Origin of the sequence: Lonepinella koalarum, assembly GCF_004565475.1 — a bacterium.
GTDB lineage: Bacteria > Pseudomonadota > Gammaproteobacteria > Enterobacterales > Pasteurellaceae > Lonepinella > Lonepinella koalarum.
This window is the reverse complement of the sequence record NZ_SRHX01000004.1, coordinates 204,483-220,926: the sequence shown is the minus strand read 5'-3', so window position 1 is coordinate 220,926 and position 16,444 is coordinate 204,483. Positions and strand designations below refer to the sequence as shown.

Below are 16,444 nucleotides of genomic sequence, written 5' to 3'. Positions count from 1 at the left end.
TCCTTTGTAGATTATTAAAAGAAAAGATACGCAATAATGGTTGGAAAGGATAAATCGATAGTAAAGATAGTTCCCTACGCCAGTATTAGCTGTATCAGGTTTTACGGGTATTTTCTCAGCCATCATTCTGTTTAGGAAAGAAGCACCCCGACTATATAGAGTAGTTTAGAACGGTTTTTATTTTAAAACAAGATCATTTTCTCGCTAAAATTAAAAACCGCAAAGCATAAATATTTTGTTCATCTTTAGGACGTGTTTCTTCAAATTCAATTTTCCACTCATCCCAGTTGATTGCAGGAAAAAATGTATCACCCTCTAATTCCGTTTGAATTTGGGTAAAATAAAGTTTATCAGCTTGAGACAGATATTGCTTAAATAATTGACCACCACCGATGAGCATAATTTCCAGATTTTCTGGTAAATCTTTGATAAATTCCACCGCACTTTCAAGGCTATTTTTCCAAATTACCCCATTAAATTCAAAGGGTTGGCGAGAAAGTACAATATTGGTACGTTTGGGTAAAGGGCGACCGATACTTTCAAAAGTTTTCCGCCCCATAACCACAGCTTTACCTTGCGTATTCTGGCGAAACCACGCTAAATCCGCGGGTAAGTGCCACGGCATTTGATTATCTTTACCAATGACCCAATTTTGGGTTGCAGCAACAATTAAACTTAAACGCATTGCTTATATATCTCTTATTTTTTTAAGCTTCGCTATCAAACCAACCACGGATAAATTGAATAGAAAAGAACAAGGTAATCAAGCCCAAAACGTAGAAAATATAGCTCAAAATTGGCATGGAAGGGCTAGCTTCGGTGGCTTCTTTCATTGAAATCATATTACGGTATTCATCAAAAATAACTAAACGCCAACCATAGTATTTCACTTCGACCATTTGTTTATTACCCGCAAAATTGGAGGCTTTAGCTTGTAAATCGGCGGAACCAAATTTGAAATAGAATGGAAATCCCCAACGAGTATCTTCGTTGCGATAGACCATCGGTTTTTCTTCATCTGCTTTTTTTGTATAGATATAATACACATCACGGGTTGGACCGTCTGCTGGGTTGGCTTTAGTAATCGGACCGTCTTTATCCACACGTTTGACTTCGACGCCAGTGATATAAGTAGTGTCATAGTGTGGGAAAATAAAATGAATCCCTGCGAATAACACCGTGTGAAATAAAATCACCACGATAAATAAAAAGTATTTAATAATTTTACGCATAAAAGTTCCTGTATTTTGTAGGATGTGAACCTATTGTACCTGAATTTTAAACAAACGTTCAAAGTTTTTGGTGGTTTGTTGTGCAAATTGTGCTGGTGTAAGTCCTTTTAAGGTTGCCACATAATCACACACTTCTCGGGTATAAGCCGGTTGATTTTGTTTACCACGATAAGGCACAGGTGCCAAATAAGGGCTGTCAGTTTCCACTAACAAACGATCCAACGGCACATAACGAATTACGTCACGAATGTCTTCAGCATTTTTAAAGGTGACAATGCCTGAACAAGAAATATAAAATCCTAAATCTAACGCTTGTTTAGCAAAATCCATGGTTTCGGTAAAACAATGAATCACCCCACCACACTTTTCCGCCTGATTATCTTGCAACAAACGAATAGTGTCATCTCCCGCTGCACGAGTATGAATAATCACTGGCTTATTTAATTGATTTGCCACATTAATTTGGCTGGCAAAAATATCTTGTTGCAAAGATTTATTGTCTGCACTGTAATAATAATCCAAACCGATTTCGCCAATGGCAACCACTTTTTTATGTTGTGCCAGCTGAATTAAGCGCGCTACATCATAGGGCTCATCGTCTAAATCTAAAGGGTGAACACCACAAGCCAGTGATACATCATCTCGATGAGCCAAGCTATCTCGTTGTTTTTCAAAACGGCTTAATGTTACGCCAATAGTTAATAAATGTTGTACGTCACGCGCTTTCGCTTTTTCAATAACATCATCAATATTATGATGTAGATTTTCATAATCTAGCGCATCTAAATGGCAATGACTATCTATAATAAACATAGTGGGCTGTAATCCTTATTCCTTTTTATTTTTCAAATACTTCTGTAATGAGTTTGGTTAAGCCATCCAGCAAAATAATTTCCTGATTGACCGCATTAATTTGAATTAAATTTAACCGCATTGTCTGTATTATTTGGTTAGCTTTAAGTAAACCAAGTGTGGTTTGTTTTTGATTAAATTGTTGTATGCCTTTGGTTAAATCCTGACAGATCCAATTTGTCTTAATTTTTAATTTATCTTTTAACGCATCTGATAAAAAAGCAGCAATCCAGTCAATTTGCTGGAAAATGAGTTCTTTATCAAATAATGGCAATAATTCTAATGGTGAACGACGAATATAATATACCCAAAATTGACGCAAAAACGCTCGGCGTTTTTCCATTAAGCCTTGTTGTAAAAAGGCTAACGTTGACAACGGACGATGATAATTAATACGAAGTGCGGTGAGAATTTGTTTAGTTTCTTCATCACATTGCGATTGCAACCATGATAGCGCGATATCTTGTGGTGGAACATTAACTAACCATGCTTGACAACGGCTATAAATAGTTGCTATTAATGGTGATGACAGATCCGCTTGTAATAAAAAATAACTGTTGGGACGAGGTTCTTCTAAGGTTTTTAAAATCGCATTTGCCGCTGCTTCCGTTAAGCGTTCCGTTCCTTGCACTAGCACGACTTTATTACCATTTTGTTGAGCGTGTTGATTAACCATATCATTAATCTCACGCACCTGATCCACGCCTATATCTTTATTTTCAATCGGCGCAAGCAAATGAAAATCGGGATGGTTACCAGCGTTCATCAGCAGGCAAGCGTGGCAATGACCGCATGGTTTTTGGTTTTCTTGACAAATTAAAAATTTCGCTATCGTATTCACCAGATTTTCTGCCCCTACACCTTGTTCGGCTTTAAATAACAGTGCATGATGACCATGCCCTTGCGAAAAAGCATGGGTGATTTGCTGGTAAATCGGGGTGAGCCAAGGGTAGAGATTAGTCATTTTTTCGTGTAATTAGTTAATTAAATAGCAGTTGAATTTTCTATACGCCAAGAATATTATTCGCAACGCATTATGCCACTAAAACACAAGGAACGCTAGTTAGAAACCCAAAGGTAAATTTACGCCTGTCTTCGTAAAACTTTTTGCCAGCTTCTCACTAACCAATCGTAATAGCTTTGTTCGCGTGCAATGGCTTTGCTAAGTACTAAATAATGTGCAAAATCGTTATCATTTAAAGTAATCACATCAAAGTTTTCACTAAAATGTGTTGCTAATTGTTGATGTAAAAATGCTAAGCGCGCCTGTTTCTGCTCAAGCTGATGTGTAAACAAGGTGCTTAATTGTGTTTTAGGCATGGCATGCAGAAAATAAAGACGTAGTGCAAATACATCTTTTTCACTTTCGATTTCATCAAGTTGACACAACCATTGTTCTAACGCTTGTTTACCCAGTTCGGTGAGTTGGTAGCATTTTTTTTCCAACTCACCTTTCATTTCAATTTGTTGGCTAATCAAATTTTCTATTAGTAATTTCTTTAACTCTGGGTAAATTTGACTATGTTTGGCTTGCCAAAATTGTCCAATGGCTTGTTGGAACTCACAAGTTATATCGTAGCCTGTCATTGGTTGACGGCTTAATAAACCTAAAATAGCGTATTTTAAGGTACGTTTTCCTGTGAATTTTTTCGTCGTATTCATTTGTTTTACTCTCCTACTTGACAAGCTCAAATTATAATTTTATCATAAATATGTCAAATATTACATATATTGTTAGACATGTTTTAGTATCAAAAATATAATATTAGGAGCGCAAATGCAAGTCAAAGATTTAGACCAATTCTTAGGTAGCCACTTTATTTACACCTATGCTAACGGTTGGGAATACGAATTTTATGTCAAAAATGAAAATACTGTGGATTACCGTATTCACAGCGGAATGGTGGGGGGACGTTGGGTACGTGACCAAAAAGCAGATATTGTGAAATTAACAGACGGTGTTTTTAAAGTGACTTGGACAGAACCAACCGGCACAGATGTAGCACTTGATTTTATGCCGAATGAAAAACGTTTACACGGCGTGATTTTCTTTCCGAAATGGGTACATGAACATCCTGAAATTACCGTACGTTATCAAAACGATTTTATTCCGTTAATGGAAGAATCTCGTGAAAAATACGAAACTTATCCAAAATACGTTGTGCCGGAATTTGCCGATATTACTTTCATGAAAAATGAAGGCATAAACAATGAGAAAGTGATTTCTGAAGCACCATACCCATCTTTGGCAGAAGACATTCGCACAGGAAAAAAATCTTTTAGCTAAAAATATCCGCACTCACGTACGGGGTCAAGCATAATCACATTACACTGTGGCTAATCTTAAGATGCGGAGCATCGTTACAATACTTAGCCCTGTACGTCAGTGTAGGGCAACGCTATCCACAAATTTTTGCACCGCCACTTTCACATCCGCCGTTACTTGTTCCAGTACTTGCCCTGCATGAATGATGACGGCTTTTGGATCTTGAACGACTAGTTGCAAATAACGCTCACGAGTGCGGTGGAAAAAATCTAAATTTTGTTGTTCAATACGATCCAGTTCGCCACGTCCCCTTGCTCGGGCTAAGCCTTGTTCGGGGGTAATGTCTAAATACAGCGTGAAATCAGGGGCAAAATCGCCGAGAACGCTGTTTTTTAAATTTGCCATAAAGCTTTGATCCAACTGACGACCGCCTCCTTGATAGGCTTGTGAAGACATATCGTGACGATCGCCGATCACCCACTTTCCCTGTGCTAAAGCGGGTTTAATTACATTTTCCACTAACTGAATGCGTGCCGCATAGAGCATTAATAATTCAGCTTTATCCGTAACAGGTTCTTGGTTTTCGTGTTTGATAAGCTGGCGTAATTTTTCTGCCAAAGGTGTGCCACCGGGTTCTCGGGTGAATACCAAATCTGTAATACCGTTAGCGTATAATTGCTCCACAATAGCATTGCGAGCGGTGGTTTTGCCAGCCCCTTCTAAACCTTCTAGGACGATAAATTTACCAACCATTATTTTTTATCCTTATTATTTTGGCGGTACCAACGTAAATATTCTTGTACCGCTTGGTTATGTTCGCTCAAGTTACGGCTAAATTTATGTCCGCCAGTGCCGTCTGCCACAAAATAGAGAAAATCCGTTTTTTCAGGATGTGCCACTGCTTGTAACGCACTTTCACTTGGGTTAGCAATCGGTGTAGGTGGTAAACCGTCAATGATATAAGTATTATAAGCAGTGAGTGTTTCTAAATCTTTTTTACGAATATTGCCGTGGTAATTTTCACCCATGCCATAAATAACTGTTGGATCTGTTTGCAATTTCATATTTAATTTCAATCGATTAAGAAAAACCGACGCAATTAATCCACGTTCTGCTTGTATGCCACTTTCTTTTTCTACAATGGATGCTAAAATTAACATGTCATAAGAGTTTTTTAACGGCAAATTATCATCTCGTTCCGCCCAAAGTTGATCAAGCAATTTTTTTGTACGATTGGTAGATCGTTTTAATAACGCTAAGTCCGTGGAATCTGGCACATAATGATAGGTATCAGGATAGATCCATCCCTCTAAAGAATGAAGACTGTTTGTCGGTAATTCAAGTAGTTGCAATAATTCTTCATCATGTGTATCTTGTACAGACTGTGCTAAGTGCGGTGCGTTTTGCAACGATTTTTTCACTTCTCGCCATGTTTCACCTTCAGTAAAGCGTATGCTAAATTGTACCTCTTTCCCTTCATTCAAAATCGTTAACACATCCGCAAGGGTATTCACACCGTTCAGTGAATAAGTCCCCGCTTTAATATTATTCAAGTGTGGTTGTAATTTTAACGCCCAAGGCAACCATTTAGCATCATTGACTAATTGTTCTTGTTCAAAAAGATCGGCGAGTTTTTTACCTGTCGTCCCACGTTTAACCGTTAATAGTTGATCTGGTTGTACACTCACGGATTGATTAAGTACTTGCTGAATTTGGTAGTAACCCCAACCGCCACCAGCCAGTACCAAGATGACGAAAAGAAATAAGATTTTTTTCATTATTTTTTAATTTTAAACTTAGACCAAATTTTACTTTCTTGTCCACGCCATAAACGCTGAATATTATCGTGATGACGATAAATTAATAAGCAACACACTAATGCCACGGGAAACGTATATTCAGGCTTGAAATACCATACATATAAAGGCGTTAACAAGGCTGCGATCACGGCACTGAGAGACGAATAACCACTAATTAAGAAGACCAACAGCCAAGTACCTATCATGGAACCCGCCACACCCCATGCAATCGGTGCAATAGAGCCAAATGCGGTAGCAACGCCTTTACCTCCTTTAAATTTAAAGAAAATTGGGAAAATATGTCCCAAACAAGCACCGAGAGCCACCATACCTAATTCAAAATGGGTTAAACCTAAATAATAGCCAGCCCAAACGGGTAACATGCCTTTTAATATATCGAAAATTAGTACTGTCAACGCCGCCCAACGCCCACCGATACGCAATACATTGGTTGCCCCGGGATTATTTGAACCGACAGTGCGTGGATCGGGTAAATTTGCTATACGGCAAATTAAAATCGCACTGGAAATTGAACCTATCAAATAGGCAAATAACATATAACAAAGGGCAAATAGGCTCATAGGCTTTTCTCAATTAATAATTAGAAAGTATTACACTGGCTCGGATCACCTGTTTTCAAACCACGTTGAAACCATTGTAAACGTTGTGCTGATGTGCCGTGAGTAAAGCTATCAGGCACCACATAACCTTGACTACGTTTTTGTAAACGATCATCTCCGACAGCTTCCGCTGCAGCAAAGGCTTCTTCTAAATCGCCAGTTTCCAGTAAATTATTTTGTGCGGCTTGATAACCCCAAACGCCAGCAAAACAATCCGCTTGTAATTCTAATTTAACTGACAAAGCGTTAGCCTGTGATGGATTTTGCTGTTGTACACGGTTAATTTTAGGCAAAATACCCAGTACATTTTGTACATGATGCCCCACTTCGTGAGCAATCACATAGGCAAAAGCCGTATCACCTGCCGCACCAAGTTGATTTTTCATATCCGCATAAAAAGATAAATCTAAATAAACTTTTTGATCGTTCGGACAATAAAAAGGTCCCATAGCAGATTGTCCGGTACCGCAAGCTGTTGCTGTGGCGCCATAATAAAGTACCATGGTTGGCGCGACATATTTCTGGCCATTTTTACTGAAATAATGTTGCCAAGTTTTTTCTGTATCGCGCAACACGACACGAGAAAGTTCATTTAGACTTTGTTCTTCTTGAGCGGATAATTTAGCAGAACTGCTGGTTGTACCGCCCAAACCAGCGGTATCCATACCGACTAAACCAGATAAATCTATACCGTAATAAGCCCCCACTAACAATATGATAAAACCGAGTACCCCTGTTTTTTTACCACCACTGATTCGGGAACCTGAAGCACGTCTATCTTCTACATTTGAACTTTGTTCTCTACCTTGCCAACGCATAACTTTGAAGCTCACTTATGATAAATAATGATGTATTCTACCTGAAAAATAACGAAGTGCGGTTAATTTTTTAAAAATTTATAGACATCTGATGATGCTTTAGTTATTGTAAAAGAAGTTTTATCAGAATAGGCTGATAAATATGTGAGTAACTATATATAAAAGAGGGAAAGAAAAGTGGGTTTATTTGATTTCGTAGGAAATATTGGTAAAAAAATTTTTGGTAAAGATGAAGATCCATCAAAAGCGGTGACAAATCACATTGCCGAAGATAATCCCGGTATTGAAAATGTTTCGGTAACTGTTGAAGATGGCGTAGCTAAAATCTCTGGTGATGCCACATCTGCGAGTGCTTTAGAAAAAGCGATTTTAATGGCGGGTAATATTGCTGGTGTTGAAAGTGTTAACGTTGATGCAGTGAAATTAGCCAATGGGGAACAGTTAGCTACTGAAGATGAATTTTATGTGATTCAGAAAGGTGATACGCTTTCTGCCATTGCTAAAAAATTCTATGGTAATGCGGCTAAATATCCTGCCATTGTGGCAGCTAACAAAGAAGTGATTAAAGATGCGGATAAGATCTTCCCCGGTCAAAAAATCCGTGTGCCGAAAGTACTTTAAGTTAAAAGTCAGTATTATCTATCCCATTGCTTGCAATGGGATTTTTATGTATAAAATTTCTGCTCGACTGATTGACAATATTTCGCTATAATTCGCCAGTTTATTTTTATTCAAACTTTTATTCAGCCACGGTTATTCAGTCAATGTGACTGGCTGGGTGTCATCAATTTAAAGGAAAAGAACAATGTCAACTATTGAAACAACTCAAGGTTTAGAACGTCGTGTAAGCATTACTGTACCAGCGGAAACCGTGAAAACAGCGGTACGTGAAGAAACAAAACGTGCGGCAAAAAATGTGCGTGTAGATGGTTTCCGTAAAGGTCATGTACCTGCTCAAATCGTGGAAAAACGTTTTGGTGCGTCAATTCGTCAAGATGTATTAAATGATTTATTACCACGTCATTTCTTTGATTTAATGTTTAAAGAGAAAGTGAACCTTGCTGGTCGTCCAACGTTTGCTATTGAAAAATTTGAAGATGGTCAAGATTTAGTCTTTACCGCAACTTTTGAAGTTTATCCAGAAGTGGAATTAAAAGGTTTAGAAAATATTAAAGTTGAAAAACCAAGCGTTGAAATTACCGAAGCTGATGTTGACAATATGGTGAACGTATTGCGTAAACAACAAGCGACTTGGTCTGCAAGCCAAGATGCAGCTAAAGCAGAAGATCGTGTAACGATTGACTTCGCGGGATCTGTTGATGGTGAACAATTTGAAGGTGGTCAAGCCACTGATTTCGTGTTAGCTATGGGTCAAGGTCGTATGATTCCGGGATTTGAAGATGGAATCGTCGGTCATAAAGCAGGTGAACAATTTGATATTGATGTGACTTTCCCAGCGGAATATCATGCTGAAAATTTAAAAGGTAAAGCCGCAAAATTTGCCATTACCTTGAAAAAAGTAGAAGTGCAAGTATTACCTGAATTAACTGATGAGTTTGTGGCGAAATTTGGTCCAAATACTAAAACTGTCGATGATTTGCGTGCAGAAATCCGTAAAAATATGCAACGTGAATTGAAAAATGCGTTAGTGGCTCGTGTTAAGCAACAAGTGATTGATGGTTTGATTGCTGAAAATGCGATTGATGTGCCAGTTTCAGCAGTAGACGAAGAAATTGAAGTGTTACGTAAACAAGCTGCACAACGTTTTGGCGGCAACGCTCAACAAACCGCACAATTACCACGTGAATTATTTGAAGAACAGGCTAAACGTCGTGTTCAAGTGGGTTTATTATTCTCCGCAGTAATCAAAGCGAATGAATTAAAAGCGGATGAAGATCGTGTTAAAGCGATGATCGCAGATATTGCTTCTGCCTATGAACAACCTGCAGAAGTAGTTGAATATTACAATAAAAATAATGAATTAATGGGTAATATTCGTAATGTGGTATTAGAAGAACAAGCGGTTGATGCTATTCTTGCGAAAGCTCAAGTAACTGAAAAAGCATCTTCTTTTGATGAAATCATGAGTCCAAAAGCGTAATCAGCGAGATTAGATTAACGCTTAAAAGTGCGGTTATTTTTTGACGAGTTTTAAAATTCGTTAGAAATTGACCGCACTTTTTGTTTAATTTGTTTAGTCAAAGTACTTTTTCGGGTAGAATAGCCCAAACTTGATAATTTTACGGAGAAGGTTATGTCAGTTATTCCTATGGTCGTTGAGCAAAATGCTCGTGGTGAGCGTGCTTACGATATTTACTCACGCTTGTTAAAAGAACGTGTTATTTTTTTAAGCGGTGAAGTTGAAGACAATATGGCGAATTTGATTGTTGCGCAATTATTATTTTTAGAATCCGAAAATCCAGATAAAGATATTAATATTTATATTAACAGCCCCGGTGGTTCAGTGACAGCGGGTATGGCGATTTATGATACCATGCAATTTATTAAGCCAGATGTGCGAACTCTTTGTATCGGTCAAGCCTGTTCAATGGGCGCGTTTTTATTAGCGGGGGGAACCGCTGGCAAACGTGCAGCTTTACCCCATGCTCGCGTAATGATTCACCAGCCTTTAGGCGGTTTCCGTGGTCAAGCGTCAGATATTCAAATTCATGCTCAAGAAATTTTAAAAATTAAGCATACCTTAAATGAACGTTTGGCATTCCATACGGGACAACCCCTCGAAAAGATTGAGAAAGATACTGATCGTGATAATTTTATGTCCGCCGAAGAAGCGAAAATTTACGGTTTAGTGGATAGCGTTTTAGTGAAACGTTAAAAATAACAAATTTGGAAAGTAAACATGGCAAATGAAAAAGATACCTGCTGTTCGTTTTGTGGCAAAGCACAGGATGAAGTAGGCAAATTAATTGCAGGGACTTCTGGTTATATTTGTGGTGATTGTATTGAACTTTGCCACAATTTATTGCAGGAAGAAAATACAGGCGTTACAGAACAACCTGAAACGGATAAGAACGCAGCAACCAAACTACCCACACCACATGAAATTCGAGCAAATCTAGATGATTATGTTATCGGTCAAGATTATGCAAAAAAAGTATTAGCTGTGGCGTTATATAATCATTACAAACGCTTGCGTTCCAATCATCAAACCGATGAAGTGGAATTAGCGAAAAGTAATGTATTGTTGATCGGACCAACGGGCAGTGGTAAAACCTTATTAGCCCAAACCTTGGCAAGAATGTTAAATGTACCGTTTGCCATGGCAGATGCCACCACTTTAACGGAAGCAGGATATGTAGGTGAAGATGTCGAAAATGTGATTCAACGCTTATTGCAAAATTGTGATTATGACACGGAAAAAGCCGAACAAGGGATTATTTATATTGATGAGATTGATAAAATTACCCGTAAATCGGAAAACCCATCTATTACTCGTGATGTCTCTGGTGAAGGTGTACAGCAAGCTTTATTGAAATTGATTGAAGGCACCATCGCATCTGTGCCGCCGCAAGGTGGACGTAAACATCCACAACAGGATATGTTGAAAGTCGATACATCAAAAATCCTGTTTATTTGTGGTGGTGCATTCTCAGGCTTAGATAAAATTATCCAAAAACGTGTTTACGTAGGCAGCGGTATTGGCTTTGGCGCGGAAGTGAAAGGTGAGCAAGATGAATTAAGTCTGTCCGAATTATTCCAACAAATTGAAACCGAAGATTTGATTAAATTTGGTATGATCCCTGAATTTGTCGGACGTTTACCGGTGGTTGCACCGTTAAGTGAATTAGATGAACAAGCCTTAATTCAAATTTTAACCGAACCAAAAAATGCCTTGGTGAAACAATATCAAGCCCTGTTTAATTTAGAAAATGTGAAATTGGAATTTACTCCAGAAGCCTTGACAGCTATGGCAAAAAAAGCCCTTGCGCGTAAAACAGGGGCAAGGGGGTTACGTTCTATTGTGGAAGGCGTGTTATTAGATACCATGTACGATTTGCCGTCCATGGAGAATTTGGTCAAAGTCGTGGTAGATGAAAGCGTGATTAATGATAGTACAAAACCAACATTAGAATATAAATAGTGTTTTATCTCCCCAAAGTGCGGTTAAATTAACCGTACTTTTTACCTATTTCACCTTGAACTTCGCCATGGTTAGCCTTATATTAGTTCCATGTAACCGAATTTTAAATAAAGAGAAAGAAGATGACAGCAGAACAGGATAAACAACGAGAAATTCCCGTCCTCCCATTAAGAGATGTCGTGGTTTTCCCGTATATGGTGATGCCATTATTTGTAGGGCGTGAGAAATCTATTCGTAGCCTTGAACAAGCTATGGAATCGGGCAAGCAATTATTATTAGTTTCACAAAAACAAGCCGATATTGAAGAACCGAATATCGCAGATTTATTTGATGTCGGCACTATTGTTAATATCATTCAATTATTGAAATTGCCAGATGGTACTGTCAAAGTGTTAGTAGAGGGGCAGCAACGTGCTAAGATCAATGAAATTACCGATAAAGGCTATTTCTCTGCCAATATTGAACTGATCAAAACTAGTTATGGTGATGAAAAAGATATGCGCGTGTTGCGTGATATGATTCTGAATGAATTTGATCAATTTGTTAAACAAAATAAAAAAATTCAACCTGAAATGCTCAACGCACTCAGTGCTATTGTGGAATTTGATCGTTTTGCAGATACCTTAGCGGCGCATTTACCGGTTGCATTACGTCATAAACAAGTTGTCTTAGAACAACCTAATGTGCAAGTTCGTATGGAATATTTGCTCGGAACCATGGAAAGCGAAAGCGACTTAATGCAAGTGGAAAAACGTATTCGCACTAAAGTCAAAGAGCAAATGGAGAAAACACAACGCAATTATTATCTTAATGAGCAGATTAAGGCAATTCGTAAAGAATTAGGCAATGATGATGAAAATCCAGATGAAAGCGAATTAGATCAGCTGGCCAAAAAATTAGATGAAGCGAAATTGCCTAAAGAAGCCAAAGAAAAAGTGGATGCGGAGTTGAAAAAGCTTAAAATGATGTCTCCAATGTCATCTGAAGCTACTGTGGTGCGGAGCTATATTGACTGGATGTTACAAGTGCCTTGGCATAAAACCACTAAAGTGAAAAAAGATCTAGCCAAAGCTCAACAAGTCTTAGATGCGGATCATTATGGTTTAGAGCGTGTCAAAGAACGCATTTTAGAATATCTTGCGGTGCAAACTCGATTGAATAAAATCAAGGGACCGATCCTTTGCTTAGTGGGACCACCGGGGGTAGGTAAAACATCCCTTGGTCAATCTATTGCTAATGCTACAGGGCGTAAATATGTACGTATGGCATTAGGTGGGGTGCGTGATGAAGCGGAAATTCGTGGACATCGTAAAACCTATATTGGTTCATTACCCGGTAGATTGATCCAAAAAATGGCAAAAGTCGGGGTAAAAAATCCGTTATTCTTGCTTGATGAAATTGATAAAATGGCAATGGATCACCGTGGCGATCCCGCTTCTGCCTTGTTGGAAGTGCTTGATCCAGAACAGAATACGAAGTTTAATGACCATTACTTAGAAGTGGATTATGATTTATCTGATGTGATGTTTGTAGCGACTTCCAATTCTATGAATATACCTGCACCGTTGTTGGATCGTATGGAAGTGATTCGTTTATCAGGCTATACCGAAGATGAGAAATTGAATATTGCTACAGGGCATTTAATCGCCAAGCAAATGGAGCGTAACGGCTTAAAAGCAGGTGAGTTAATCATTGAAGACAGTGCAATTTTAGATATTATTCGTTACTACACACGTGAAGCAGGCGTACGTAGTCTTGAGCGTGAAATTTCTAAAATTTGTCGTAAAACTGTGAAGAATCTCTTGTTAAATAAAAAAGCGAAATCTATTACGGTCAATGCAGCCAATTTACACGATTATCTCGGTGTGAAACGATTTGACTTCGGTTTAGCGGATACCCAAAATCGGGTAGGGGAAGTGACAGGTCTTGCTTGGACAGAAGTAGGTGGTGATTTACTGACTATTGAAACCGCTTCAGTAGTGGGTAAAGGTAAATTAACCTTTACGGGGTCTCTTGGTGATGTAATGAAAGAGAGTATTCAAGCGGCGATGACAGTCGTCCGTTCCCGTGCCGAGAAATTAGGCATTGCCAACGACTTCCATGAAAAACGCGATATCCATATTCACGTGCCAGACGGAGCGACTCCGAAAGATGGCCCAAGTGCTGGGATTGCCATGTGTACCGCACTGGTTTCTTGCTTAACGGGTAATCCTGTGCGTGCTGATGTGGCAATGACAGGTGAAATTAGCTTACGAGGTAAAGTATTACCCATCGGTGGTTTAAAAGAGAAATTATTAGCGGCTCACCGTGGTGGCATTAAAACGGTGATTATTCCAAAAGAGAACGTGAAAGATCTGGAAGAAATCCCTGAAAATGCCAAAAATAATTTAACCATTCATGCGGTAGAAAGTATTGATGAAGTATTAACCATTGCATTACAAAATCCACCAGAAGGTGTTGAAATCGTTAAACTTTCACCAGTAAATGTGGTGAAAGTGCCACGTACCCGAAAAACCAGCAAGATTGCACCAACGGTGAACTAATCATTAGCTTGTGAAACCGTGCTTTTTTTAAAGTGCGGTTTTTTTTCAGCGCGGTTTCGTTTATAATTCATAAGATTTTTGGATAACAATAGGATTAACGCCCATGTTCATGGAAAAAATGCACAACGCATCAAATAGTGGTGTGGCAAAAGCGATTCTGGCAGTCATCGCCATTTCATTCGTTATTACTGGTATGTATGGCTATCTTGGTGCAAGTGTGGATACTTCGGCGGTGAAAGTGAATGGCGAAGAAGTTTCTCAGCATCAATTCCAACAACAATATAATGATGAATATCAACGTATCAGTAACCAACTGGGGGCAGAATTTGCCGCTGTCGCAGACACGCCAGAATTTAGTCAAGGCTTAAGAAGTACGGTATTGAATCGTTTGATTGATCAGCAATTATTAACGCAATATGTGAATGATTTAAATTTAACCGTCAGTGATGAACGTATTAAGCAAGAAATTGTCAGAACACCAATGTTCCAAATTGATGGCAAATTTAGTCAAGATGCTTATCAACAAGTATTGCGTAACAACGGTATGAACGCGGATATGTACGCACAATATTTACGTGAAGCACTGCGTTTAGAGCAATTGCAAAGTGGTTTGATAGAAACCGAGTTTTTAATGCCAAAAACGCAAAATGAATTTGCTCAATTATTCTTCCAACAACGTCAAGTGCGTTTGGCTCGTTTACCGTTAGCCGATGAGTTAGATAAGCAAGCTGTCACAGAACAAGAAATTGCTGATCATTATAATGCGAATAAATCTGCTTTTATCGTACCGGAATTAGTCAAAGTGCAATATATTGATTTAACTAAAGCTGTAGCGGAAAAAAATGTGACGGTTACTGATACGGCAATTCAACAATATTATCAAGACAATAAAGATCAATTTAGCACTAAAGCTCAGCACCATTTAGCCTATATTCAATTACCGAATGAAAAAGAGGCACTGGATGTATATGAAGCCCTACGAAATGGTGCAGATTTTGCGGAATTAGCCAAAACAAAATCCAGTGATAAATTATCTGCCGAAAAAGGCGGTGATTTAGGTTGGTTAAATAATGGTGATTTACCAAAAGATTTTGAAGATGCAGCAACTTTAGTCGAAGTGGGTCAATACAGTACACCGATTAAAGTAGATGACAATTATTATATTGTGAAAGTGAACGATCGTAAAGAAGCTGTCGTGCTACCGTTAGAGCAGGTGAAAGATAAGGTTATCGCTCAAGTTCGTCAAGAATTGCTAAACACCCAATTCTATACGATGGAGAAAAAAGTCGCAGAAAAAGCCTTTGAAGATCAAACATCATTAGCCTCTGCCGCCGCTGTGGTTGGTGCGGAAATTAAAGAAACCGATTATTTCCCACGCAATGCGTTACCAAAAGAGTTGAATTTTCCATCAGTGGTTAATGCGATTTTTGATGGTGATGTGTCGCAAGGTAATGTAAATTCTGAACCGATGAATGTCGGTGAACAGCATTCTATTGTGGTTCGGGTGTTAGATCATAAAGCACAAGGCACAAAAAGTTTAGACGAAGCGAAAGCGGAAATTACAACTTTCTTAAAACGTCAAAAAGCGGAAAAAGCCGTCTTCGCTCAAGCGGAAAGTCTAGTTAAAGGGTTATCGGAAACAGATACATTACCGGATAATGTAAAATTTGGCACCGAACAAACTTGGCTGTATGCCGAAAATAAAGATCCTGCTTTGAATGATGTGATTTTTGCCATGAAAGCAGAAGACGGTAAAAAGGCTTATCAAGCCGCTAAAACTAACAGTGGCGATGTGGTGATTGTGGTGTTAGATAAGATTGAAAATGCAAATATTGAAGAAGCAGTTCGTCATCAATTTGATTTACAAGTGGAGCATAACAAAGCCACAGATTTGCAAGTGAACTTACTGAAATCCCTACGTGCCAAAGCAAAAATCGAGATTAATGAAGATTTTATGAAACAACAATCGGAATAATTATTTTTCAAGTTGTTTTAAGCCTATTACATCATTATGAATGCAATAGGCTTTTATTTTGCTAATTTTGCCAAAATTAGCTAGTTTTTGATCGCAATTTATGGTATAAATTGCACCGCTCTTTTTGCCCTTGTTATCAAGGAAACAAAATAGCATTATTTTTTATTAACAATACACACACATATTATATAGGTAAATCGGGGTGCCAAACGGTCGGTTTGCTGAATATGTGGAGGC

16 protein-coding genes and 1 riboswitch are annotated in these 16,444 nt (G+C 38.4%); of the genes, 7 read left to right on the top strand and 9 right to left on the bottom strand.

The genetic code is table 11. The features are described 5' to 3' along the window. Nucleotides 1-54: 54 nt before the first annotated feature. Nucleotides 55-160, bottom strand: a riboswitch (TPP riboswitch). 33 nt (nt 161-193) lie between these two features. From folA to E0709_RS07180, 5 genes are all read right to left on the bottom strand, one after another. Continuing rightward, nucleotides 194-685 carry a type 3 dihydrofolate reductase gene (gene folA / locus E0709_RS07200; protein ID WP_132302189.1) on the bottom strand — a complete coding sequence of 164 codons (492 nt, stop codon included), beginning with the start codon at nt 683-685 and terminating at the stop codon, nt 194-196. 22 nt (nt 686-707) lie between these two features. Beyond that, entirely contained in the window at nt 708-1,232 is a 525-nt protein-coding gene (locus tag E0709_RS07195; RefSeq protein WP_132302188.1) for a DUF1523 family protein, read from the bottom strand. A 30-nt stretch (nt 1,233-1,262) separates the two neighbouring features. Beyond that, nucleotides 1,263-2,045, bottom strand: coding sequence for a TatD family hydrolase (locus E0709_RS07190; protein WP_132302187.1), 783 nt, complete (start codon nt 2,043-2,045; stop codon nt 1,263-1,265). Nucleotides 2,046-2,070: 25 nt separating this feature from the next. Beyond that, complete coding sequence (locus E0709_RS07185; RefSeq protein ID WP_132302186.1) at nt 2,071-3,048, bottom strand: DNA polymerase III subunit delta'; 978 nt, start codon at nt 3,046-3,048, stop codon at nt 2,071-2,073. Nucleotides 3,049-3,167: 119 nt separating this feature from the next. Then, nucleotides 3,168-3,746 (bottom strand): PadR family transcriptional regulator, encoded by a 579-nt coding sequence (locus E0709_RS07180; protein WP_132302185.1) that lies wholly within the window; start codon nt 3,744-3,746, stop codon nt 3,168-3,170. 115 nt (nt 3,747-3,861) lie between these two features. Between E0709_RS07180 and E0709_RS07175 the strand changes: the two genes are divergently transcribed. Next, complete coding sequence (locus E0709_RS07175; protein ID WP_132302184.1) at nt 3,862-4,371, top strand: phenolic acid decarboxylase; 510 nt, start codon at nt 3,862-3,864, stop codon at nt 4,369-4,371. A 96-nt stretch (nt 4,372-4,467) separates the two neighbouring features. Here E0709_RS07175 and tmk read toward each other — a convergent pair whose 3' ends face one another. Genes tmk through ypfJ form a run of 4 tightly spaced genes read right to left on the bottom strand, consistent with a single transcriptional unit; the run spans nt 4,468 to nt 7,587 of the window. After that, entirely contained in the window at nt 4,468-5,106 is a 639-nt protein-coding gene (gene tmk, locus E0709_RS07170) for a dTMP kinase (protein ID WP_391540687.1), read from the bottom strand. After that, nucleotides 5,103-6,128: an endolytic transglycosylase MltG gene (gene mltG, locus E0709_RS07165; RefSeq protein WP_132302182.1), complete on the bottom strand. Its 1,026-nt coding sequence runs from the start codon at nt 6,126-6,128 to the stop codon at nt 5,103-5,105. Before mltG ends, tmk begins: the two co-directional genes overlap by 4 nt. Then, nucleotides 6,128-6,730, bottom strand: coding sequence for a glycerol-3-phosphate 1-O-acyltransferase PlsY (gene plsY, locus E0709_RS07160; protein ID WP_132302181.1), 603 nt, complete (start codon nt 6,728-6,730; stop codon nt 6,128-6,130). Before plsY ends, mltG begins: the two co-directional genes overlap by 1 nt. A gap of 20 nt (nt 6,731-6,750) precedes the next feature. Beyond that, nucleotides 6,751-7,587: a KPN_02809 family neutral zinc metallopeptidase gene (ypfJ, locus tag E0709_RS07155; protein WP_132302180.1), complete on the bottom strand. Its 837-nt coding sequence runs from the start codon at nt 7,585-7,587 to the stop codon at nt 6,751-6,753. Between the two features lie 177 nt (nt 7,588-7,764). Here ypfJ and lysM point away from each other — a divergent pair, with 177 nt between their 5' ends. The 6 genes from lysM to ppiD all read left to right on the top strand — a co-directional run bounded on the left by lysM (nt 7,765) and on the right by ppiD (nt 16,207). Then, nucleotides 7,765-8,208, top strand: coding sequence for a peptidoglycan-binding protein LysM (lysM, locus tag E0709_RS07150; protein WP_132302179.1), 444 nt, complete (start codon nt 7,765-7,767; stop codon nt 8,206-8,208). A 184-nt stretch (nt 8,209-8,392) separates the two neighbouring features. Further along, entirely contained in the window at nt 8,393-9,688 is a 1,296-nt protein-coding gene (gene tig / locus E0709_RS07145; protein WP_132302178.1) for a trigger factor, read from the top strand. A gap of 153 nt (nt 9,689-9,841) precedes the next feature. Continuing rightward, complete coding sequence (clpP, locus tag E0709_RS07140) at nt 9,842-10,423, top strand: ATP-dependent Clp endopeptidase proteolytic subunit ClpP (RefSeq protein ID WP_132302177.1); 582 nt, start codon at nt 9,842-9,844, stop codon at nt 10,421-10,423. Between the two features lie 24 nt (nt 10,424-10,447). Beyond that, complete coding sequence (gene clpX, locus E0709_RS07135) at nt 10,448-11,689, top strand: ATP-dependent protease ATP-binding subunit ClpX (protein ID WP_132302176.1); 1,242 nt, start codon at nt 10,448-10,450, stop codon at nt 11,687-11,689. A 122-nt stretch (nt 11,690-11,811) separates the two neighbouring features. Continuing rightward, entirely contained in the window at nt 11,812-14,232 is a 2,421-nt protein-coding gene (gene lon / locus E0709_RS07130) for an endopeptidase La (protein ID WP_132302175.1), read from the top strand. Between the two features lie 103 nt (nt 14,233-14,335). Beyond that, on the top strand, nt 14,336-16,207 hold the full coding sequence (gene ppiD / locus E0709_RS07125) for a peptidylprolyl isomerase (RefSeq protein ID WP_132302174.1): 1,872 nt from the start codon (nt 14,336-14,338) through the stop codon (nt 16,205-16,207). Nucleotides 16,208-16,444: the final 237 nt, after the last annotated feature.